At 44.0% G+C, this 21,981-nt stretch carries 22 protein-coding genes and 1 pseudogene; 21 read left to right on the top strand and 2 right to left on the bottom strand.

All coding sequences use genetic code 11. The annotated features are described in order from the left end of the window. Positions 1-42 precede the first annotated feature (42 nt). Positions 43-1,122 (top strand): hypothetical protein, encoded by a 1,080-nt coding sequence (locus MHI48_RS17585; protein WP_076328557.1) that lies wholly within the window; start codon positions 43-45, stop codon positions 1,120-1,122. A gap of 46 nt (positions 1,123-1,168) precedes the next feature. Next, positions 1,169-2,089, top strand: coding sequence for a tyrosine-type recombinase/integrase (locus MHI48_RS17580; RefSeq protein ID WP_405141284.1), 921 nt, complete (start codon positions 1,169-1,171; stop codon positions 2,087-2,089). A gap of 273 nt (positions 2,090-2,362) precedes the next feature. Here MHI48_RS17580 and MHI48_RS17575 read toward each other — a convergent pair whose 3' ends face one another. Continuing rightward, positions 2,363-3,292 (bottom strand): L-lactate dehydrogenase, encoded by a 930-nt coding sequence (locus MHI48_RS17575; protein ID WP_076217081.1) that lies wholly within the window; start codon positions 3,290-3,292, stop codon positions 2,363-2,365. Positions 3,293-3,630: 338 nt separating this feature from the next. On the opposite strand from MHI48_RS17575, the gene MHI48_RS17570 reads away from it, so the two are divergent. The 18 genes and pseudogenes from MHI48_RS17570 to MHI48_RS17485 all read left to right on the top strand — a co-directional run bounded on the left by MHI48_RS17570 (position 3,631) and on the right by MHI48_RS17485 (position 20,514). Beyond that, positions 3,631-4,908, top strand: coding sequence for a YCF48-related protein (locus tag MHI48_RS17570; RefSeq protein ID WP_405141281.1), 1,278 nt, complete (start codon positions 3,631-3,633; stop codon positions 4,906-4,908). A gap of 148 nt (positions 4,909-5,056) precedes the next feature. After that, positions 5,057-5,266: a hypothetical protein gene (locus MHI48_RS17565; RefSeq protein WP_051447324.1), complete on the top strand. Its 210-nt coding sequence runs from the start codon at positions 5,057-5,059 to the stop codon at positions 5,264-5,266. A 228-nt stretch (positions 5,267-5,494) separates the two neighbouring features. Next, positions 5,495-5,974 (top strand): DUF1643 domain-containing protein, encoded by a 480-nt coding sequence (locus MHI48_RS17560; protein WP_076328559.1) that lies wholly within the window; start codon positions 5,495-5,497, stop codon positions 5,972-5,974. Positions 5,975-6,025: 51 nt separating this feature from the next. Continuing rightward, a pseudogene (locus tag MHI48_RS17555) lies at positions 6,026-6,154 on the top strand (serine hydrolase); the annotation flags it as partial. Positions 6,155-6,376: 222 nt separating this feature from the next. Beyond that, positions 6,377-7,156, top strand: a complete 780-nt coding sequence (locus tag MHI48_RS17550; RefSeq protein ID WP_405141279.1) for a phosphotransferase — start codon at positions 6,377-6,379, stop codon at positions 7,154-7,156. Between the two features lie 205 nt (positions 7,157-7,361). Then, positions 7,362-7,997, top strand: a complete 636-nt coding sequence (locus MHI48_RS17545; RefSeq protein ID WP_253509045.1) for an SMI1/KNR4 family protein — start codon at positions 7,362-7,364, stop codon at positions 7,995-7,997. Positions 7,998-8,060: 63 nt separating this feature from the next. Continuing rightward, positions 8,061-8,486, top strand: coding sequence for an NUDIX hydrolase (locus MHI48_RS17540; RefSeq protein WP_036673784.1), 426 nt, complete (start codon positions 8,061-8,063; stop codon positions 8,484-8,486). A gap of 241 nt (positions 8,487-8,727) precedes the next feature. Then, on the top strand, positions 8,728-9,474 hold the full coding sequence (locus tag MHI48_RS17535) for a class I SAM-dependent methyltransferase (protein ID WP_405141276.1): 747 nt from the start codon (positions 8,728-8,730) through the stop codon (positions 9,472-9,474). 189 nt (positions 9,475-9,663) lie between these two features. Further along, positions 9,664-10,257 (top strand): C39 family peptidase, encoded by a 594-nt coding sequence (locus MHI48_RS17530; RefSeq protein ID WP_405141274.1) that lies wholly within the window; start codon positions 9,664-9,666, stop codon positions 10,255-10,257. 317 nt (positions 10,258-10,574) lie between these two features. After that, a complete protein-coding gene (locus MHI48_RS17525; RefSeq protein WP_405141272.1) occupies positions 10,575-11,678 on the top strand; it encodes a collagen-like protein in 1,104 nt (367 codons plus the stop codon). A 252-nt stretch (positions 11,679-11,930) separates the two neighbouring features. Next, positions 11,931-12,500, top strand: a complete 570-nt coding sequence (locus MHI48_RS17520; protein ID WP_339193679.1) for a hypothetical protein — start codon at positions 11,931-11,933, stop codon at positions 12,498-12,500. A 209-nt stretch (positions 12,501-12,709) separates the two neighbouring features. After that, positions 12,710-13,102 (top strand): DUF2500 domain-containing protein, encoded by a 393-nt coding sequence (locus MHI48_RS17515; protein ID WP_017688132.1) that lies wholly within the window; start codon positions 12,710-12,712, stop codon positions 13,100-13,102. A gap of 147 nt (positions 13,103-13,249) precedes the next feature. Continuing rightward, positions 13,250-13,999: a glucose 1-dehydrogenase gene (locus MHI48_RS17510; RefSeq protein ID WP_017688133.1), complete on the top strand. Its 750-nt coding sequence runs from the start codon at positions 13,250-13,252 to the stop codon at positions 13,997-13,999. Between the two features lie 204 nt (positions 14,000-14,203). After that, positions 14,204-15,889, top strand: coding sequence for a hypothetical protein (locus MHI48_RS17505; RefSeq protein ID WP_156946170.1), 1,686 nt, complete (start codon positions 14,204-14,206; stop codon positions 15,887-15,889). Positions 15,890-16,048: 159 nt separating this feature from the next. Then, the gene (locus MHI48_RS17500; RefSeq protein WP_036613979.1) at positions 16,049-16,471 is read left to right on the top strand and encodes a cell wall hydrolase; all 423 of its coding nucleotides are present in this window, start codon (positions 16,049-16,051) and stop codon (positions 16,469-16,471) included. Between the two features lie 75 nt (positions 16,472-16,546). Beyond that, positions 16,547-17,005 carry a spore coat protein GerQ gene (gerQ, locus tag MHI48_RS17495; RefSeq protein WP_036673979.1) on the top strand — a complete coding sequence of 153 codons (459 nt, stop codon included), beginning with the start codon at positions 16,547-16,549 and terminating at the stop codon, positions 17,003-17,005. Between the two features lie 232 nt (positions 17,006-17,237). Further along, complete coding sequence (locus MHI48_RS17490; protein WP_405141269.1) at positions 17,238-18,821, top strand: sigma-70 family RNA polymerase sigma factor; 1,584 nt, start codon at positions 17,238-17,240, stop codon at positions 18,819-18,821. Positions 18,822-19,197: 376 nt separating this feature from the next. Beyond that, a complete protein-coding gene (locus tag MHI48_RS17485) occupies positions 19,198-20,514 on the top strand; it encodes a hemolysin family protein (RefSeq protein WP_036673776.1) in 1,317 nt (438 codons plus the stop codon). A 69-nt stretch (positions 20,515-20,583) separates the two neighbouring features. Here the strand turns inward: MHI48_RS17485 and MHI48_RS17480 are convergent, their stop codons facing one another. Next, the gene (locus tag MHI48_RS17480; RefSeq protein ID WP_036673775.1) at positions 20,584-21,234 is read right to left on the bottom strand and encodes a hypothetical protein; all 651 of its coding nucleotides are present in this window, start codon (positions 21,232-21,234) and stop codon (positions 20,584-20,586) included. Positions 21,235-21,476: 242 nt separating this feature from the next. On the opposite strand from MHI48_RS17480, the gene MHI48_RS17475 reads away from it, so the two are divergent. Further along, positions 21,477-21,980, top strand: coding sequence for a hypothetical protein (locus tag MHI48_RS17475; protein ID WP_405141267.1), 504 nt, complete (start codon positions 21,477-21,479; stop codon positions 21,978-21,980). The last annotated feature ends 1 nt before the right edge of the window (position 21,981 follow it).

Raw genomic sequence — 21,981 nt, 5'->3', positions numbered from 1 at the left:
GGGGATGTGACATGCCATCAGACATAAGAGAGGGGATGTATCATGAACACACCATTACATACGAATTCAGATCATCAAAATGCAGCTTTTGGATTTGCATTAGCTGACTCATCCGTACTTGCAGAGGCACAATTAGTTGTTTCACAATCAGGAGGTGCAGATGACCTACAGTTAGATATTGATCCGCAGCGTCTTCTGAAGGATGGACGTAAGGTATCTGTCATTGCACAACAGTTGGACTCACCGGTCAATCGTCAGGATGCCAATATCATCTATGGTCAGGAGCTGGCATACGTGCAGTATGCTGTTAACCTGAAAACGGATAGCACGATCTCCATTGCTTCTATTGAAGGCGTTGAACAGTCTGTTAATCTTGGTTGGGCAGCATTTACAGAGGGGGAATACGAACTTCGAATCTCCCTGCATATGAAAACACCTCGTATTGCTGAAGGTACACTCGAACCTGAACAACTTGCAATGGTTAAGTATGCGCAAGTTATCACCGTATATATATCGCTTTTCCCGGCAGAAGCAGCGTCGTTGAGTTCACCAACTCAAGCTGTGTGGAGCAGAAACCATCATGTATTTGACTCCTACGGCAGAGGGGGATTCATTCTCGCTGATCTGCCTCGACTCGCTGAACGTGTAGGGGAACTGATGGGACCGGGTAACCATAATCTGATCGAACAATTTGCTGAAGGAAACTTGTCGGATACGTTGCTGGAAGAGGGGATGATGGCGATCGCCTGGGGCGTGACTCCGTGGTGTTATTCACTCTATTCTGCACCAGATGAGCAGTCGGCTGGAATACTTGCCGTGGACAAGCTGGGCGATGAACCTGAACGGCAAGGGATCTACCGTATTGATCCGTCCATTCAACAATTAAGTATCGTACCTGCGAATGAGCTGGCTTATTGGCCTGCCTGCGTTCAGAACGATTGGCCTGTTATTGATGTGGCGGGTGAAGGCGAGACGTTGCACATGGATTTGTATACTCAGATCTGTGAATCCGTGAATGGGCTGCATGAGAATCCATTGCCATCGTTTGTACTTACCCGTAGTCAAGGCAAACCCGAAACGATCATTCCGCTGATTGACGTTGTCATTGTGGATGAAGCGTAGAGCACTGTTCAACTTATAAAGAACCGAATCGAGGTGACGTAGACAGATGATGACCGAGGAGATTCAGGAGCAATATGCGGACGAGCTTGAAGCTTTTCACATATGGATGAAGGACGCCGGATATACAGGCCATACGGTAAAATCATACACGGGTGACGTGGTGGAATTCCTGGTCTCCATTCAAGGGAAGTCACTGGAGCAGGTCAAAAAGCTGCATGTGTTGTCTTTTCTGTCCCGCGCTCGGGAGCGTGGGGTTAGTGATGCCACGAGAAATCGCAAACATGCGGCGGTGAACTGTTTTTACAAGTCCCTCATTGAACTTGAATTGTTAACGAATAATCCGGCGTTTGGGATCAAAAAATCCAAAACCGAAAAAAACCGTGCCCCCGTTTTCCTTGATGAAAGTGGGCTGACACGTTTTCTGGAGTCGGTAGAAGGCAAGTATCGTACACGTAATCTGGCTGTTTTTCTATTGATGGGATATATGGGATTACGGGTTGGAGAAGTACATGCGTTGGATTGCAAAGACTATAATGCGGAGCGGCGTACTTTAGATGTATTTGGTAAAGGTCGTAAATGGCGCTCGCTTCCTGTACCAGAGACCGTGGCAAAAGTATTATCTCAAGCGATGGCTGAGCGTCTCGATCCTTGGCGGCCAAAAGAGGAAGCGTTATTTGTCTCGCAGAAAGGGAAGAGACTGTCGATTCGCAGCATCCAGCTCATATCCACAGAAACCTTTGAACGTTTCCAGCAGGAATCACCAGTCAATCAACGTCAAAACTACTCCAGTCATAAGCTGCGTCACTCCTTCGCGACCATGATGTTACGGCGTGGAGCCGATCTGCGTACCGTGCAGGAGCTACTTGGTCATGCATCGATTCAAACAACAACCGTGTACACTCACGTAACCAGCCGGGAGAAAGAAGAGGCTATGGCTCTGTTGGACGTTAAACTTCCGACATATTAGAAGAAAAAAGCCAATATTTAATCCGAAAAGTAGTCTGTCCAAGTGACAGGCTTTTTTTGTTATTGATTTGGATGGTGGATATTTAAACATAATTAATATTATGTAAACTAGTAACTGAAATCTAAATAGTTATCTAAATAGAAGTCAAACCAAAGAACCATTCGCTTCTTCTCTCTGGAAGAAACAAATGGCCCTTTTGGCTAAGACAGATATCTTAATTTACAACTTTTAACGTGCTGAATCGTTCACGATATGAATGATTGCGCGATGGAATTACTCGAGTCCAGCGATCTGTTCTTTTAATTTGTTAGCAGAAGCCTGGAAAGCCACTTTCTCGGATTCATTCAGCGGAAGAGGCAGAATTTCGCGCACACCGTTGCGATCGACAACACATGGAACGCCCAGATAAACATCCGATACACCATTGTAGTCTTCAAGGTAAGTGGATACGTTCAGAACGGAGCCTTCGTTGCCGAGAATTGCAGCTACAATGCGGTCCAGAGCAAGGGCGATTGCATAGGAAGTCGCTCCTTTGGCATTAATAATCTCATACGCTGCATTTTTGGTACGGTCGAAGATATCCTGTTGTGTTTCTTCATCCAATTCCAGATCTGTTCCTGCAACGTTAGCCAGGCTCCATACCGGTACTTCGGAATCTCCATGCTCACCAATAATGTGTGCGTGAATACTACGCGGGTCGATCCCTTTATTTTTACCAATCAGGTAACGGAAACGTGCGCTATCGAGCAATGTACCTGAACCGATGACACGGGAGGCAGGCCACCCACTTTGTTTCCATGAAGTATAGGACAAAATATCTACAGGATTGGTTGCAATCAGCAAAATACCATGAGAATTCACTTCAGTAATGCGCTCAATAATATCTTTGAAAATGCTTGCATTTTTCTTCAGCAGATCAATCCGGGTTTCGCCCGGCTTCTGGGAAGCACCGGCTGTAATAATAATGATATCTGCATCTTTGCAGTCGGAATAATCGCCAGCCCATACTTTCACGCCTCCCGTAAATGGAAGACCGTGGTTCATATCCAGCATTTCGCCGGTTGCTTTATCATGATTCACATCCACAAATACCAACTCGGACGAACGCTGTCTCAACATTAGCGTGTATCCCGTTGTTGTTCCCACCGCACCCATGCCTACAATCACGACACGACTTGGTTTCAGAGCTGCACTATTTGTCATGTTCAATATCCTCTCCTTTTTGGGTTATACTCCCATCCATATTAAGGGATTAGAGAATATAAAGCGAGTGTTGTCTATAAAATAGTTCACATTTCATGTCTTTTTACCAATTATTCCGTCGAAAAACAGTTTAGGATGAAATTAATGGTAATAATTGTGCGACCTATAGCCTAGAGTATGAGCTGGAAAAAGGGAGCGGGCCGACCATGAGTGGGCAATGAGCCTTTTACATAAGGTTTGTGGTAGAATAGGAGCAGTGGATTCTGATGAATCGTAAATAAAAACGCCATAGGACAGGCATGCGCGCCTGTATATTGGATGAGAGAGGTGGAACCCACTTGCGTTTGCAATGGATTAAAATCGCGCAGACAGCATTGCTGTCTATAGGTATAGCAGCTGTATTGACTGCATGCACCGACTCAGATCAACCTCCGGTAGCAGAACCTCCGCAGCAGCAGGAGGACGCCGGGAATACAGGGCAGACGTTAACTGTCGTTCCCCCTGTGAATAGTACAGAATCTGCAGACATGGCCAAGTACCAGATACAGACCCGTTTGACCGATTTTCAGTTGCTCAATGACAACGGAGGATTGGCGTGGGGGGTGACGCGGAATGCGCTGCGCCTGTACTACACTCAGGATCAGGGAAAGACCTGGACCAATATTTCACCTTCGGAAAATGTACAATTTCCGGCTAACCCTAAATATGGACAAAGCATTTATTTTGTAGATCGTGCGCACGGTTGGATTGTTCGTGAAGGTATGGGTGGAACAGATACCATGGTGCTTCGCACCAACAATGGGGGCGTAACTTGGAGCCTGTCTTCTCTGTCCAAGACGGATAAAGTGACTGCGATCTCATTTGTATCTCCTGAGAAAGGCTGGATTCTCACCACGGTCGATACCGCTATTGGTAAACAGGACAAGAAACTTTACTTTACCGAGGACGGTGGAATTACCTGGAATCGGATGTCTTCCAGTGATGAAGATGGCAAACAGGAAGCAGAAGAGATTTCCAAACGTGGATACACCACGGGCATGACTTTCTCGGATCCAAAACACGGTTTCTTAACAGCGCTGGAGTTCGGCACACCGAAGTTGTATGTAACATCAGACGGCGGAGAGAACTGGAATACTGGACCATCCTTCTTTGATCGAAACAAATTCAACGGGTGTGGTAATTTCAGTGTTAGTTCACCAGAATTTTTTGGACGTGAAGCGCAATCAGCCTGGATGTCAATGTCCTGTTCTCAAGGCGAGAGCACGACATTTAATGGATTCTTTACCACCGATGGAGGAAAGAGCTGGAAGCTGTCCAATTTCACTTTAAACAAACAAACGGGTCCGAATCGTAACCTTTCACCAGTATTTCTGAACGCATCGGAAGGTTGGGCGATGCAAAAGGGCATAACCTACCACACCAAGGATGCGGGCAAAACGTGGAGCGCTCTTCCTGCAAGCAGTGTACTGGAGAAAATTCTCGAAGACTATCCGGAGATTGTGAAGATGCAGATGGTTACCCCCAAGCTTGGCTGGATATTGGTTGAAAATACAGATGCCAAAAGATCGTTGTTATTGCAAACGGTAGATGGCGGTGTACATTGGAAAGTACTTTAAACGTAGAGTGTTATCGATGTGAATAGATAGGAGAAAGGAGAGGAGCCTACGGGTTCCTTTTCTTTTTTTGCTTAGTTTGTGAAATAAATCACAAATAAATCCACTAGAAGGTGATATATTTAACTCAACAAGAGAAGGAGTGATGAAGATGAGAACCAACGGTCAAACTCAAATCACGCAGGCGGATGAATTAACCAGATATATGCTTCAATTATGTTACACATGTGACGATGCCAATCGTTGTACAACAGAGGAAGCAGTGAAGGCTTGCATGGCAGAACACGCACAGGCAGACCAGCCCGAACCAGCCGAAGGTGGAGATGTAACTCGCGGGTATATGGATCTAATGTACGCTTAGGCTAATGATACACGGATCAATCACGGAGAACGCTCCTGCGGGAGGGTTCTTTTTGATTTGGAGAGAAATGTATACGCTTTAAACTCACTTCGCAAATATTGCAGCATGGGTTATTATAGAAATAATTAAGGTAAATTACTCAAAATGTGGAATTAAAGAAGCGCGCTAGAAATTGTTGCTGTAAAGAGTTCGAAATATATTTCAAAAAAACAAAGGAAGGTGAAATTAATGCAGCTCAGTGCAACATTTGACCCAGAAAAAAAATACAGATATCTGCTAACTAGAGAGTGGGATGTTACTCTACCTAAACTATTGTACATAATGTTGAATCCTAGTACTGCAGATGAAGTTTCTGAGGATCAAACTTCAAGACAGTGTCTATATTTTGCAAACAAATTTCAATATGGTTCATTTGAAGTAGTTAATCTTTATAGTCTGATATCAACTGATCCTAAAGGACTGAAACAATCATTAGTAGATCCTATAGGACATAAAACTGATCAATATATTATTGAAGCATCACTGAGAGCTAACAGAGTGATTATAGCGTGGGGTGAAAAACACTTTTTTAATCAAAGAGATAAACAAGTGATAGAAATGTTAAGAAGCAAAGACATTAATTTGTACTGTTTGAAAATGGCTAAGTCTGGTCATCCGAGACATCCTTCAAGGCTTGCACATGATATAGAAGATTTAATTTTATTTTAAGGGATTATTATATGTAGCCTTTGTGTATGAGTATATGATTCAACTGTATTTGAATGGGGTTCAACCTCTAAACTATTAGTCTGGACGAGTGTTATGCAACTTGTAGAACAGGGGAAGCTTGATTTGGATACCGATATTCAGGACTATTTGCCGGAAGGATTTGCATACATCTCATTTTGAACCTGGTTTATGTGATTCTAGCTGTGGCGTATCTTGTCTTGTTGTTCTACAAACTGCTGAAAAGAAGCTATAGTAAAAAGCAAAAGGCGGTATACATCATGTCTGGCATGTCGGCTTTCCTATTTGCTGCTTTTATTATGGGATGGGACTTGTACTTTTAGAGCGGAATTATCGACGAGAACATGATCAAAAAGGGCATGTAATTGTAGAAAGGATAAAACTATGAATATTCAAGATCTCCCAATTGAAATAAAAGAACATATAGGGGAAGTCCAGAAAATCACTTTTCCTAAGCAAGGTCATACTTCTACTGTGGCTATACTGGATACGTTTGATCAAAAGTACATCATCAAGAAGACAGAAAACGATCTTTATAATGAATGGTTATCCGATGAATATAAGGTACTCCAATACCTTTACCGTACGGGACTCCCTGTTCCAAAGGTATATTCATTTCATATTGAGGACACATCGAGATGGCTTCTGATGGATTACATTGATGGAATAAGTTTAAGAGAATTTCTCTCTAAGATGCCTGACCTCCAAAGTAAAGAAAAAGCGATTTTTAACTTTGGGCTTTGTTTAAAGAAAATACATGAATGCTCTTGTCCTGTTGAATTATTGAACAATAACACTCCTTGGTTAGATACAATGCTTAATAAAGCAGAATATAATCTAACTCACTTTGCTGTAAACGGCTCAGCAGAACTACTTCAACAGTTGAAAGAAGGAAGACCAAAACCAATAGAGAACACTTTCATCCATGGAGATTTTACTATAGATAATGTGCTAGTTAATGATTGCAATATTGTTGGAGTTATTGACTGGGCAGGAGCAGCTTATGGCGACCCAAGATATGATGTAGCGTTAGCCATTAGACCGAAACATAATGCTTTTGATAATGAAAGAGATAGAGAAATATTTTATAACGGGTATGGAAAGTTAAGAATAACGGATGAAGAATATAATTATTTTGAAGACGGGATATATAACTTCTTTTAGTCTGGCTATAAATTGTTCTTTCAGATTAAAAAATGTTCCGTTTCAGTCATTGACTCTTGATCTGTTGAATGCATTAGAGAAGTAAGTTCACACGAACACAACCGCACGGACTATCCGCATTGCAACTAGCGATTGGGCTTAATTCGGAGGAAGTCGTGAACTCAAGACCGGCATACGATAACTTTAAGCAAAGGGATGAAATCTTATGGAATCTTCGGAAATCTTCAATATAGTTGAGTTAACTCTAGAGGGTTTGAAGAAAAGATTAGATAGTAATAATTCATTATTAATACAAGGTTCAACTGGTTATAGTGAGCCTGCAAGATTTACGTTCTATCCGGGTTCATCAAATCAGGAGATCGATTCTTTATTTGAAGAGTTAAATTTAGTTATACCTTGGGACTATAAAGCTTTTTTACTAAATCATAATGGAGCAGATCTATTCGTGCATCCCTTTTATGGAGGGGGGATCCAATTGTATAGCTTAAACATGATTCGACAGGTATACATTGATTATGATTATGTTAGCATGATACCGCAGGGTTGGATTCCAATAGGTTCGGATAATGGAGATATGCTTTTTATAAATACGAATGAATGCATTGATAGATTTTCTAGCTATTTGTATTGGACTGAAATGTTGTTCGTTGATAGCGCAATTAAGGTAAATATGAATTTTGAGAGATGGTTTGAAAGACTGATTATATGTAATGGTGCGCATTTCTGGAATTGGAATAATGAAAATTCTGAACGTTATTATAGGCATTTACAAGGACACATTGAAAATGTGAATAACTATGATGGCAAGAACTATACGCTCGCTTTGTCAAAGAAGGATTAATGACTCCGTATTAGAATAAAGAACTTCAATTAATATCCAATCTCTCTAGAAGGAGTCGAATAAATGAGCCCTCCAAAACATATCTTATCTGCCGCTGCAATCGTGATAAACGAACAAAATGAATTATTACTTATTAGAGGACCACGAAGAGGATGGGAAATGCCAGGCGGTCAAGTAGAAGAAGGAGAATCCCTAAGTCAAGCTGCGATCAGAGAAACGAAAGAGGAGTCTGGAATCGACATTGAAATCATCAAATTCTGTGGAATATTTCAAAATATCGAAAATTCAATATGCAACACATTATTTCTAGCCAAACCAATAGGAGGAGAATTAATCACATCAACGGAGAGTTTAGAGTCTGGTTTCTTTCCGATCGAAGAAGCCATTTTAAAAGTCGAATGGAAAAACTTCAGAGAAAGAATAGAGTATTGCTTAAAACCTGAGATGCAACCTTTTTGCATTGAGTTCAGTGATAAGAATAATATTTAAAAGTTTCCGGAAAGGAAGTTCAATCAATGAAACGAGTCGATGTAAATCGTCGGAGGGAGAGAAGAGATATCAAGACCAGACGAAATCTCTGAGATTGCATGGTTGGATATAACACAGGCAGATGAGCTTATGCCTTACTATAAGAACGGCTTTAAAAGCTTACTTAATGGCAATGAGATTACATATTTCAACGAAGGTAACAAGTGATGTTCTGAATGTGGTGTATAAAGGAGACTATCAGATGAACAAGTACAGTGTTTATGAAACAAACAGCTTTTATTGGGATACAAAAGGGAATGACTTTTTGAGTGCAATCGTGCTTCCACATTATGGAGCATTTATCTCAGAAGAAAAACACCAACTTTTTGGTGATGTCTCAGGATTAAAGATACTAGAGGTGGGCTGTGGAAATGGTCAATCCTTGCAGTATCATGGAGACCGTAAAGCTGGCGAACTATGGGGTATCGATATTTCCCAGAAACAGATAGAAAAGACACAACAACACTTGAGGACAAACGGTATTTCTGCAACATTGATATGTTCACCCATGGAAGAGGAGTGTGGTATTCCTACGAATTATTTTGACGCTGTGTTTTCGATTTATGCCATAGGTTGGACAACCGATCTTCAAGGTACTTTCAGCCGAATCGCTTCTTATTTAAAGAAAGATGGTATTTTTATTTTCAGTTGGTCTCATCCAATTCATAGATGTGTCGTTGAAGAAAATGATAGATTTGTCTTCAATAAGCCATATTCTGATGAATCGTGGTATGCGATATCTCCTGATTTTTGTCAGGGTGAATTAACCTTGGCTGATCGTCAACTATCAACCTATGTCAATGCGTTAGCGAAAGCGGGATTTGTCATTGAACAAATGATAGAAGAATCCGATGAGGATATCATGCAATTACATAATAATAGCGATAGTCTCCTTAAAAGAGCAAAGATGTTACCTGTATCCTTTGTGATTAAAGCAAGAAAACGGTGATTAACTGAAATGAATCGGAAAGTGGGCTATGTTTAAATATCAAATGGATACTGCTACCTATGTATCGCTATTATTTATGGGTTGAAAGCAGATCAATGGAGAACGTAATAAATCAAATTTTATTTTAAAGAACTGGTGTGTTGAATGAACATTTAAAAGACATCTTGATGAGACGAAGGAGGTCACGAATTGTTTCTCAATGTATTACTTTGGTTGATTATTTTCTGGGTGATCTCCCTTTATTTCAGTTTTCCTAAGAAAGATCGCATGTACACAGTCAATGTGCCGAGCACATATTACATTCAATCTTCAAATCAGTTGGATATTCAGAAAAACTACGAATGCGCTGCATTTTCCAGTGCGTTTGTCTTGAGACATTTCGGTTTGGAGTCCAACGGAACAAAGCTATATGAAACCTATCCTCGCAAATTACTGGATGGGACGGTATATCCCAAAGCGGTCGTTGTTTTTTTCAGAAAACTAGGATATCAGGCAATGTACTTACGAGGAAATGTGAATACGTTGAAAAAACAGATCAGCCAGGGTGTGCCTGTTATTTTATTTATTAGAGTACATCCCAAACAACGTTATTTGCATTTTGTTCCCGTCGTTGGCTATGATGAAACACATTTTTACTTGGCAGAATCGTTAGACCACAAGATTAATTGTGATGAAGAATATTACAATCGAAAAATCAGCATAAGTGAACTCAACGTGTTATGGAGGTCGTGGTTACCTTTTTCTCAAAACTCCTATATCGTCGTCCATCCGACGCAGATTTAAGACGGCTCTCTTTCAATGGGCATGATTTTATTAGCTTTAAACGAACTAATCGGCATTATTCGGAACGTCTGCGTTGTTAAATCATGAAACTCATGCCCAAATGGCATGAGTTTTTTTGAACAAATATCGTTACGTAAACCAACTCAACTCAATTAATGGTTATCAACAATTAAGATCAACCGTATGGGCGGTGTGATATCCATTTTATTGTTTCTTCTGGGAATTAGCTGAGTTTTTTACTAAAATGGTTGTTCGTCCACGCATCTATTCATCTACATACGTACGTTAAACTATGTCTATAGGGAGGTGTCCACACTGTGAGTCATTCAGAAGTGAAGAAACGTGTGAAGAGAAAAAAGGCAACATGCCATCCGTGTAAAGTTAAAAGAAAAGACCGCCGATTAAAAGTGGTTAAAAAGTTCGTTCAAGTAAAATGTCCGCCTCCAGAAGTGAATATATCTACCCCTACTGTTGTTGGACCAACAGGACCCCAAGGTATACAAGGCGTACAGGGCGTACAAGGTATTCCAGGTAAACAAGGGGTTGAAGGGCCAACTGGAGCTCAAGGACCAGCAGGGGGGCCACCTGGACCACAAGGGCCTCAGGGACAGCCTGGTCCTGCTGGAGCGGTAGGTTCTCAAGGTCCGGTCGGGCCTGCTGGACCTATGGGAGCACAGGGGATTCCGGGAGAAGCAGGGGCCGTAGGGCCACAAGGTCCGCAGGGTAATCCTGGGCCTGCCGGGGCAATTGGGCCTCAAGGTGTTGCTGGAGCTGTTGGGCCGACGGGTGCGACAGGAGCTGCAGGAGCAGTAGGCCCGGCAGGCCCAGCCGGTGCAGCAGGAGCGGTAGGCCCTGCTGGGCCAGCCGGTGCAGCAGGAGCAGTAGGTCCGGCAGGGCCAGCCGGTGCAGCAGGAGCAGTAGGCCCGACTGGTGCTACAGGAGTAGCGGGTCCAGCTGGAGCCACGGGAGGTACAGGTGCAACAGGAGCAGCCGGAAGCGTACTGGGATTTGCTGACTTTTTCGCACTGATGCCACCTGATAATGCAGCAACGGTTGCTCCCGGTACTGATGTAAGCTTTCCTCAGGATGGGCCGACAAGTGGAACAACTATCGCACGTACGGGGCCTAGTTCATTCAATCTGGCAGCCATTGGTACGTATCAGATTTTGTTCCAGGTGAGCATCAATGAAGCCGGTCAATTAATCTTAACTCTCAATGGGGCAGATTTGGCTCCTACTGTAGTTGGGCGAGCAACGGGAACGTCTCAGATTGTGGGTATGGCTTTGGTGCAGACAACCGTGATTAATTCTATTCTGACCGTGCGGAACCCGGCTGGTAATGCTACAGCATTAACAATCACGCCACTTGCGGGCGGAACTAGACCTGTATCCGCACATCTTGTGATCACACAATTAGCATGAGTCCGTTAACAGGCTAGCAAACTCTCCTCAACTTTATTAAATATGCATCCACAACGGTAACATGGGTTTGCTTGAACTGAGATAGCAGTGCTTTACCTGAGGCTGTTATCTCAGTTGGAGCGGATAATGGTACAAGAGTAACTACATATCGGATACCCTTTTTGTTTTTGAGGAATGGTGAAAACGTCACTACTAATTATTTTTTCAGTTGATAATATGATAAAATATTGGAAAAACATCAGAGGTGAGTGCATGAAGAATGGACACTGGAGAAAAATTACATGGGTTGTTGCGGCATTATTATTAATCATGGTCACGGCTTGCAGCAATAGCAAATTCAATCCAAACGAATTTTCAGAACAGGATCTGGCTGTGACGAAGACCGACAGTGAGGATAAGATTACGTATGGAATGAGTCAGGAAGAGGCGGAGAAAATTCTCGGTGAGGGAACATCAACCGGTGTGGGTCAATCCTATCAATACAATAACGGGATCACGATTGGTTATAGGGATGCCAAAGTCGTTAGTATCATCTTGAATAAGGACTCGAAAGGGTACTTTAAGACGGCTCGCGGGGCAGAGGCGGGGATGACACATCAAGAGATTCTCGATCTGTATGGCAAGGAACATGTTCTGGTCGAATCTGAACGTAATATTGATTATGCCTATCATATTCAGAAGGAAACATTCCTGGATGAGAAGTCGCTGCAAGCGGAAAAAGATGATCTGGCTATCTATCGTGCATCGTTTATGCTGACAAAAGAGGGACAGGTTAATCAGGTTATATTGTCGGATCAACGATTTGCAACAACCTTTAAGTAAAACAGGGCTGCTAGTTAAGCAATGTATTAGATAATGAAATAGTACTTATTTTCGTATAAAGCAACCCTTCGGTATTCTGCCGGAGGGTTTTTCCCTTCACATCGTTTGATTTCAATCCCGATAACAAGTTCCATGTTTACGTGCATATACATTACAGGAGACGGGTCAAGATTCCGGCTGTCCTAAGTTGTATGAACGGAGGGAGAGACATGGGCATTGAATCATCCTGGATGTTTGATTTGTTTGGAACCGTCTTTCCGGTTGTATTTGTTCTGATTATAGGTATAGTCCTTCTGTCGATGGGAAAGGAGGTATGGAGGTGGGGACGCAACAACTCGGAGCCGCTATTAACCGTGCCTTCACGAATCACCAGCAGACGGATGAAGATGAGTCAGTCGCAATCTGAACCGGGGAGTACAGCACGAACGTTATACTACGTCACCTTTGAAGTCGAAAGTGGAGATCGGCTCGAATTCAAAGTCAATGGCGAAGAGTATGGTTTGTGTGCTGAGGGGGATGAAGGACGGCTCTCGTTCAAAGGAACGCGTTATGTAGGCTTCGAGCGATATAATCGCGTATATTCTGAACGCCTACGGGGTTAAACTGAGCAGCTTGCGCCAGAATGGCGTGAGCTTTTTTTGATTATTTGCTGGACAAGCGTTTCTTAATGGGCCTAACGTGTTTTTATATAAGAAGAGGCGTAATGAGATTATGATCAAAGGATCATTACCATAGAGGAGGCAATCAATATGTCATTTACAGATCAGGTCGTTGTTGTAACCGGGGCCGCTCAGGGAATAGGACGAAGTGTGGCTGAGGCTTATGCAGTCGCTGGCGCCAAAGTTGTACTTGCTGACTACAAGGAAGCAGAAGGGGCGGCAGCGGCAGCTTCCATTCGTAATGAAGGCGGAGAAGCCATCTTTGTCCAATGTGATGTTCGGAGCGAGCAGGATATTACGAATCTTTTTCGTACAACCGTGGAAGAATTCAAGCAAATTGATGTTTTGGTGAATAATGCAGGACTCGCCAAGTGGAAGTCACCCTATGAGCTGACGCTGGAAGAATGGGACGATGTACTCAATACCAATGTGAGAAGTTGCTTTTTGGCGAGTCGGGAAGCAGCCAAACATATGAAAAGCAATGAACATGGGGGTGCCATTATCAATATGGCTTCTACTCGTGCACTGATGTCTGAGCCGGATACCGAAGCTTATGCCGCATCCAAAGGAGCGATTGTAGCTCTGACGCATGCGCTGGCGGTCTCACTGGGCAAGGACCAAATTCGGGTCAATTGTATCAGTCCGGGATGGATTGAGACAGGAGACGTGGAAAAACTGAAAAAGGAGGATCATGAACAGCATCCCTCCGGTCGTGTGGGTGTTCCTTCGGATATCTCCCGTGCTTGTTTATATTTATCTGACCCAAGCAATACCTTTGTCACAGGGACCAACCTCGTTATTGATGGAGGCATGACCCGAAAAATGATATATGAGGACTAGAACCGGGATTAAGCCGGGCGAGCCCTAAGCTGTCCCAACTTCAGAGTGATAAGCCCAAGTTAAGCACTTGGGCTTATTTGTTTTTAATAACTCGGTTGCTATAATAAATGTGATTTTACAACAGTAGAGGAATGGAGGGAGTATATGTTCGGGAAACAATCCCGGAAGGTATTTTGGCTGTTACTGCTGATCGGAGGGATGATAATGATAGGGAATGAGTCACCTGCTGAAGCAGACGGCGCAGATATACGGGCGGCCTGGGTATGGCAGGCACAGTCTGTTAGCAACGGAGATGAGCTGTTGGCCAATGCAGCTAAACATAAGATAAACAGGCTGTACGTGAATGTAGACATGACGCTATCCAAGGAGGTATACCAGACGTTTATAGCCAAAGCAAGCCGTGCAGGTATTGCGGTTGAAGCGCTGGGAGGCGATCCATCCTGGGCACTCAGTGGCCGTGAAGGCCCCATGCTCAGATTAGCGTCTTGGGTAAGTGATTACAATCAAGCTGCTGAGCCCAACGAACAATTTGATGCCATACATCTGGATATCAAGCCCTATGTGTTACCAGCCTGGAAAGAAGATGCTAAGCCACTGGTACAATCCTGGGTAGCCAATATGAATCTGTTATTTGAGCAAGTGAGACAGGATGGCGCAGTTGCAGTGAATATTGACCTGCCATTTTGGCTGGATTCCTATACCGTCACAGGAAATAGAGTTTCTGAGGATGCAGATAACGAACCATTGTCACGTTGGTTCATTGAACAAGTGGAGCATGTCACTTTACTCGCTTACCGTGATAACGCGCAAGGGAACAATGGTATCATACGTTTGATTGAACAGGAAATGAACTGGGCCGATGCCAGCAATGTGAGCGTCACGGTTGGGTTGAACACCAAGCCCATGCCTGGCGAGGAGTTCACGTCATTTGCCGGGAAAGGTGCAGCACAACTGGAAAGTGTTATTGAAGAAGTTGCCTCCGCATTCGGCGAGCATAGTTCCTACGCAGGTTCTGCAGTACATGACATCGTATACTGGGGACAACTGGAGCCGTCGGAACTGCCATCACCGGAGATTCCATCCAATCAGCCTGAGATTCGGGGAACGTATATCTGGGAGGCCTCTCAGGTGACGAATGACGGGGGAGAGCACATCCTAGCGTTTGCTAGAGAGCAGAATATTAACTGGTTGTATGTCCGGTTGGACCTGGATCAACCCTACTCCAGTTACCGCAGTTTTGTGAAACGGGCAAAAGCGCAGGGCATTGAGATCCATGCGATGGGTGGACACCCGATCTGGGGCAAGGAGGAGAATCGTCCACGGATTAAGCGCTTGATTGATTATGTGAAAAACTATAATGCTGAATCCGAGCCGGATGAACGATTTGAAGGCATCCATCTGGATATTGAGCCTTACACATTGCCGGAGTGGGAGAATAGTCGGGACACCCTGTTGACCGAATGGGCTGCCAACATTACATTTTTCCAGGAAGAAACAAAGAAGGACAGTGATCTCGAAACAAGCGCAGACCTTGCTGTATGGCTGGATAGCTTCGCGTTGCCAGGAAAGGAAACATCTGTGGCTGAATTTATGATCCGTACACTCGATCATGTGTCGCTGATGGCTTTCCGTAACAACGCCGAAGGTTCCAATGGGATTGCTGCTGTTGTGAGTCAGGAGATGGAGATTGCGGATCGTTTGGGTAAAAGGTTGATGATTTCGGTCGAAATGAAGCAGAACCACGAAGGTCCTCATATTTCTTTTTATGAAAAAGGGGCAGCGGAGATGGAACTTCAGCTTGCCAAGCTTCCGGATCTGCTGGCCGAATATCAGGCTTACCAAGGCAACATTGTTCATGCCTATGATTATTGGATTGAAGCCAAGCCTTAAACAGGCAAGTATTATAAGAAACGAGTTGCTTCGGGACTTCACCTTGGGTGAGGTTCCGGGCTTTTTTTATGGAAAAAAGATGGAATCGTGTCACCGAATGGGCTCCTGCACAATACGATGTACGGTGATGAACAGCTGAAACAAGGGAGGAAACAGACTATGGCTGTTATTAAAGCCAACTCAGAGGACGTCAAGCTGCTGGCTAGGCTCATGAGGGCAGAGGCTGAAGGTGACGGCGATCAGGGTATGTTGCTTGTGGGCAATGTAGGTGTGAACCGGGTGCTGGTGGATTGTCTGGACTTTAAGGATATTCGCGATATCAATCGTATGGTATTCCAGAATCCAGGAGGCTACGAGTCAACACAGAAGGGGTACTTTTACCAACGGGCAAGACAGTCCGAGATTCGTCTCGCACAACGGGTGATCAATGGAGAGCGCATCTGGCCAGCGAGCAATTCATTGTGGTTTTTCCGACCTGTGGGCGACTGCCCACCAACGTGGTATGACCAGCAAAATACAGGACGTTTCAAAGCGCATTGTTTCTTCAGTCCGACAGGCGATGACTGTCCGGAAGTATATTAAATTTTGGGAGGAATCACCATGATTAATCAGCCTTATCAACCAACAACTCAAACACTGGGGCAGCAAGCAAATTCTATGATGGGTCAACAAGCCAATTCTCAGGTTCAAGGTACGTCTTACAAAATCGGTAACGGAATGCCTGCCATGTCACCAACGCCAGGGATGGTATCACCAAGCTCCACAAGTGTACCGCCACTCGTATCCAGTGGAAGCCCAATGACACCAACGGGTGCAGTGATTACAACAACTGCTCCACAGTTTGAGCAGTCATACATTGAGAATATTTTACGTTTGAACCTTGGGAAATTCGGTACGTTCTACATGACATATGAAGGCAACAAAGAATGGAACGCTCGTATATTCCAAGGTATCATTGAAGCAGCGGGACGTGACCATATTATCATCAGTGACCCAAAGACAGGTAGACGAATCATGCTGTTGATGGTCAACTTCGACTATGCTACATTTGATGAGCCGTTGTTGTATCAATATCCGGGCGTGGTAGGCAATTACCCGCAAGCTCCAAGCAGATAATCATTGGCACTTCATCATGTTGATTGATAACTGACATGTCACATGTCTAACACATACTGATTTATTTCGCTGTCCTGAATGTGGAGGTAATCCGCAGACAGGACAGCTTTTACATAAACATATATACGAAGGTTACTATAGGTTTAAAGTCATACGTAACCTTTTGGCGATAACATGGCACTTATACATGAATAGAACAAGCAGCATGCTTATATGAAGGGAGTCCATAGCATTGAATTCATGGATTGAAGGAGCGATGAAGGGTGAACCCGAAGCTTACGCACAACTGATGTCTCAATATCGCGGGATGGCTCTTGCTGTTGCCTACAATCGTTTAGGAGATACATTTTGGGCTGAAGATGTCGTACAGGAGGCATTTACTGAAGCCTTTGGCAATCTGTCCAAGCTGGAAGCTCCTGAGGCTTTTCCCGGGTGGTTCAAGGTAATCGTGGAGAGGCAGTGTTATCGCTGGCTAAGACGCAAGCAGCATACCATGATCCCAGTTCAGGAGCTGGAGCATGTATTCCATGAAGAGGATCAGGCGCATAATCCGGAAAAACAAGCGGTGCAAAACGAAATGCATCGTACGCTGCGTGATTCTATTGCAATATTGCCATCATCGATGCGGATTGCTGTTGAACTGTTTTATTTGGAAGGATACTCGCTCAAGGAAATATCGGATTTCCTCGGGGTCAAGGTACCTGCATTAAAGAAAAGATTGTTCGATGCCCGATCCAAACTCAAGCGCTCTATGCCTGTAAGGGATCTGGTGTCTGTATTCAGTGACTTGTATGAAGGAGGAAAAGGATTGTTACACATTATGAATGGGGATCACGCTGCCAATCGTTTAAGAGAGAGTGGAATTCAGGGAGACATCCTGGTATGGAGAGAGTTGTATACTTTCGGCCCGGTAGCCAAAGAGATGGGAGATACGAAGGAGCGGCAGAATCGGGCATCCGTGTTAGAGCAGCAGTTGGGCATTCCACAGGCGGAATACTTGAAGATTGAGGAACTTGAACGCAAGTTACATTCGTTTCAACAATACAAGGAAATTGTCTTATGGTTCGAATACGATCTCTATGATCAGACGATGTTATCTTATCTATTGCATTATTTCAAAGGACAAGCACTCCAGAATACAAAACTGAATCTGCTCTGTATTGACTCGTATCCAGAGATCGAGCATTTTAGAGGACTGGGACAGCTTACCTCCACACAGATTGAACGTCTGTCCGGCAGTTGGCATGTGATTGAGAAAAACGAGTTACAAGCCGGTGCACAGTTCTGGCAAGCCTATACGTCGACTGATTTCCGGTATCATCTGGATTACCTGCAGGCAGATACTTCTGCGCTACCCTTTGCGAAAGCTGCCTTTAAGGCACATTTGTCCCGTCTGCCATCTGTATCGAACGGTCTGGGACTCATTGAACAGACAACACTGGAGACCATAAGAGCAGGTGTGGAGCATCCGTATCCATTATTTCGCGAGGTAGGGGACAAGCTGCATATTCTTGGGATGGGTGATCTTGAATACTGGGCACATCTGAAGCGGATGACAGAAGGACCTCATGCCCTTCTTCAGATGACCGGTGCAACCACTTTCCCTAATTTCAAGCAGCATGATGAAAAATTCCGTGACGGAGTCCTGTCGCTAACGGAGCTGGGAATTCAGGTGTTGAATGAAGAAGTCGATTGGGCGCTGCTGAAGCAGGATGAATTCTGGATCGGTGGATTGCATAACCCAAGCGGGAAACTAGCCAGATGGCGTTGGAATACCGCTTCAGAAACTGTAGTGGAGATTGAGTCGACATCGTAATTAACGGATAGAATCTGAGGAAATAACGTATTACAAAAAGAGAGTATCCAGCCATGCGGAAGCATGAGCGAGGATGCTCTCTTTGGTTTGGTTCTGGTAGATCATTGTTTGTGAAATGTTAAAAAAACAGCGTAATCGAGACTTTTGTTAAAGAAAAAAGGCGTTTGTGCCATTTCGTTGTCATAGGACACGGATTGACTGTGTAGTTTAGAATTATATAATAAAAGAAGCATATCTTTTTTATTCGACAGAACAAGGTGGAGGTGGAAGCATTGGGAAGTTGAAATTGCATATGAGCGGCAGAATGGCAAATATCCTACATTTTCGAAGGAGGTGGACCTATTTGCCGAAGAATGACGGCGAATAGGATGAAAATTTGAGTGACCCCTTACCGAGTATTTTAAATTTAGTAATCATTGGTTTACTTGTATTAATGAATGGTTTCTTTGTGTCGGCGGAATTTGCGATGGTGAAAGTTCGTGGAAGCCGGATTGAGGCTTTGGTGGAAACAGGCAACAAAAATGCCATCTATGCTTCCAATATCGTACGTAATCTGGATGCATATCTATCAGCTTGCCAACTAGGTATAACTTTGGCTTCACTGGGACTCGGGTGGCTGGGAGAACCGGCAATTGCACATCTGTTAGAGCCCATGTTTACCGCATTTGGACTGGGACCAGTCTACGTTCATGGAATCTCTATTGCCATTGCATTTGTGATTATTACGATCTTGCACATTGTACTGGGAGAACTTGCTCCCAAAACGATGGCGATTCGAAAGTCTGAGACGATCACGTTGTGGTCTGCGGCTTTGCTAACGTTCTTCTACAAGTTAATGTATCCATTCATATGGGCACTGAACGGTATGGCTAACGGCTTGTTGAGACTGTTCCGAATGGCACCAGCTTCGGAGATTGACTCGGCACATAGCGAAGATGAAATACGTATTCTGATGAAAGAAAGCAATAAGAGCGGTTTAATTGACAACACTGAATTAGCACTTGTTGATAATATATTTGATTTTACGGATACAACCGCCCGTGAAATTATGATTCCGCGGACGGAAATGATCTGTCTGAATGCCAATGAGTCCATGCTGGAGAATCTGGAGATTGCCAGTGAGAGTATGCGAACAAGGTATCCGGTATATAATGGAGACAAGGATCATATTATCGGCTTTATTCACATTAAGGATCTGATGCGATCCCAACTTACGGATACCATCTCCGTGATCCGGCCCATCCTGGCTGTGCCAGATACCACGCTGATCAGTGATCTGCTCAAGCGTATGCAGCGTAGCAAGACACAGATTGCGATTCTGATTGATGAATACGGGGGAACCTCCGGGCTTGTCACACTTGAAGATATCATGGAAGAGATCGTAGGCGAGATTCAGGATGAATTCGACCATGAGCGTCCTGTCATTGAACAAGTGGATGAGATGGAATACTCTATTGATGGATTGATGCTGATTGAAGAAGTCAGCGAACGATTCGGACTGGAGATGGATCGTGCCGATTACGATACCATCGGGGGCTGGCTGTACTCCAGAGTAGATGCCATTCCACCTGAGGTTGGTCAATCGGTTGAGTATGGGGGTTATGTATTTGTCATTCAAGAGACAGAACATAAGCGGATTTCCCGAGTAAATGTGATTAAGCTGGAACTGTTGGTTGAAGAAGAAGGAGCGTAGCCGGATCCAAATTGTAACAAATGAAGCTGTATGGTGACGTAATGGTCATCGTACAGCTTCTTTGCATGCTCATGATTCTTTGGGTGCATGAATGACAATATCGGCGTAACGATTCTCCGTGACCAAGCTGTTCTCGATAGAAATTCGCTTATAAGTGACGTAAACATTCTCTCCCGGAGCCAGATCATGCTGGATATTCAGCTTTTTTCGAGTGGATTGGGTTGTTGTCGGTGTCTTAATGGTGATGATGGTGTACATAGGCGTATCGACAAAAGTAACCTCGTAAGAATTGAAGTCCCCCACCTTAGTGGTGGATAATACCGGATTTTGCTTATACTGGGTCAGGTGATCATTCACCATGCCAAGTGTTACGGGTAACACATAAAACAGAAGTACCAGAGGCAGAAGGGAGAAAGCAATCCCGAAAACACGTAAAAATTTGACATGGGAAAGGGTCCGTCCGCTCTGCTTGAGGAAAAGAAAAGCAAGGATGGGGGACAGTACAAGTCCCCAGATCATAAAGGGCAATACATAGCGGTCAATCCCCATGCTTATCCAGCTTTCCCGAGCTGTAGCCAAGAAATATATTAAGGTCCCTGCGGTAAGCGCACTCACCAAGATAACAAGCCAACGTTTGAACGAGCCGGAAACTTCGATATGTAGTTGATTCGGATTGGAGCTGTGACGATGCCTTCTGGATTTGAATTGAAATTTACTCAAGTTATACACCTCATTTGCAAATCTTGTTGGTTCATATGGTTTCGTGTATCCATTACCCAATACATACGGGCTGGAATAATTTAGGTTTCAACTATGCTGGAGATGTATGCAAAGATAAAAGACGCTGCCGACAGAAACATCGGAGCGTCTAATTTTTTTTTGAAACCTGTCACCCGATCCGTCCGTTTATACCCTTACACAAAATCAAGTATGGAAGCGGAGGATGGATCAATATGCGGGAAATGAAAACGAAGAGTGCAGCATCTATACTAAAAATAACCCTTGTTGCCTTGTTAATGGTGCCAACAATTCTGGCTATACCTACGTCCGAACCAGCCGTTGCAAGCCCGATGATCAACGTGTCCTCTGGTGCCCTTACAGCTCCGCCACCGCCAGAACCATCCATCCATTCGCTTGCTACCACTCGAGAACTTGGACATATCTATCAAGCGGTCGGTGCAGTCATTCCGGGGGGGGGACTATCGGCTATCGTCAATACCAAGACCATGACATATACAGCAATGAAGACACTTTCCGTAGATTATCGACTTGAGCGCTGGACAGGAACAGCATGGGTAACTTTTAAAATGAGTTCCAACAATGCAACGAATACAAACTTACTGAATGCTACATCGGATTGGACCGTTATGCCAGGATATTATTATCGCGTTACCAGTATTCATACAGCGTATGATGGAAGTACCACGGAAACAAGCAAACATGTCTCTGGCACCGTGTTATTTTGAT

The sequence above is a fragment of the Paenibacillus sp. FSL H7-0942 genome, from assembly GCF_045040715.1.
Lineage (GTDB): Bacteria > Bacillota > Bacilli > Paenibacillales > Paenibacillaceae > Paenibacillus > Paenibacillus amylolyticus.
The sequence above is the reverse complement of the archived record's forward strand: the minus strand, read 5'-3'. Positions and strand labels throughout refer to the sequence as shown.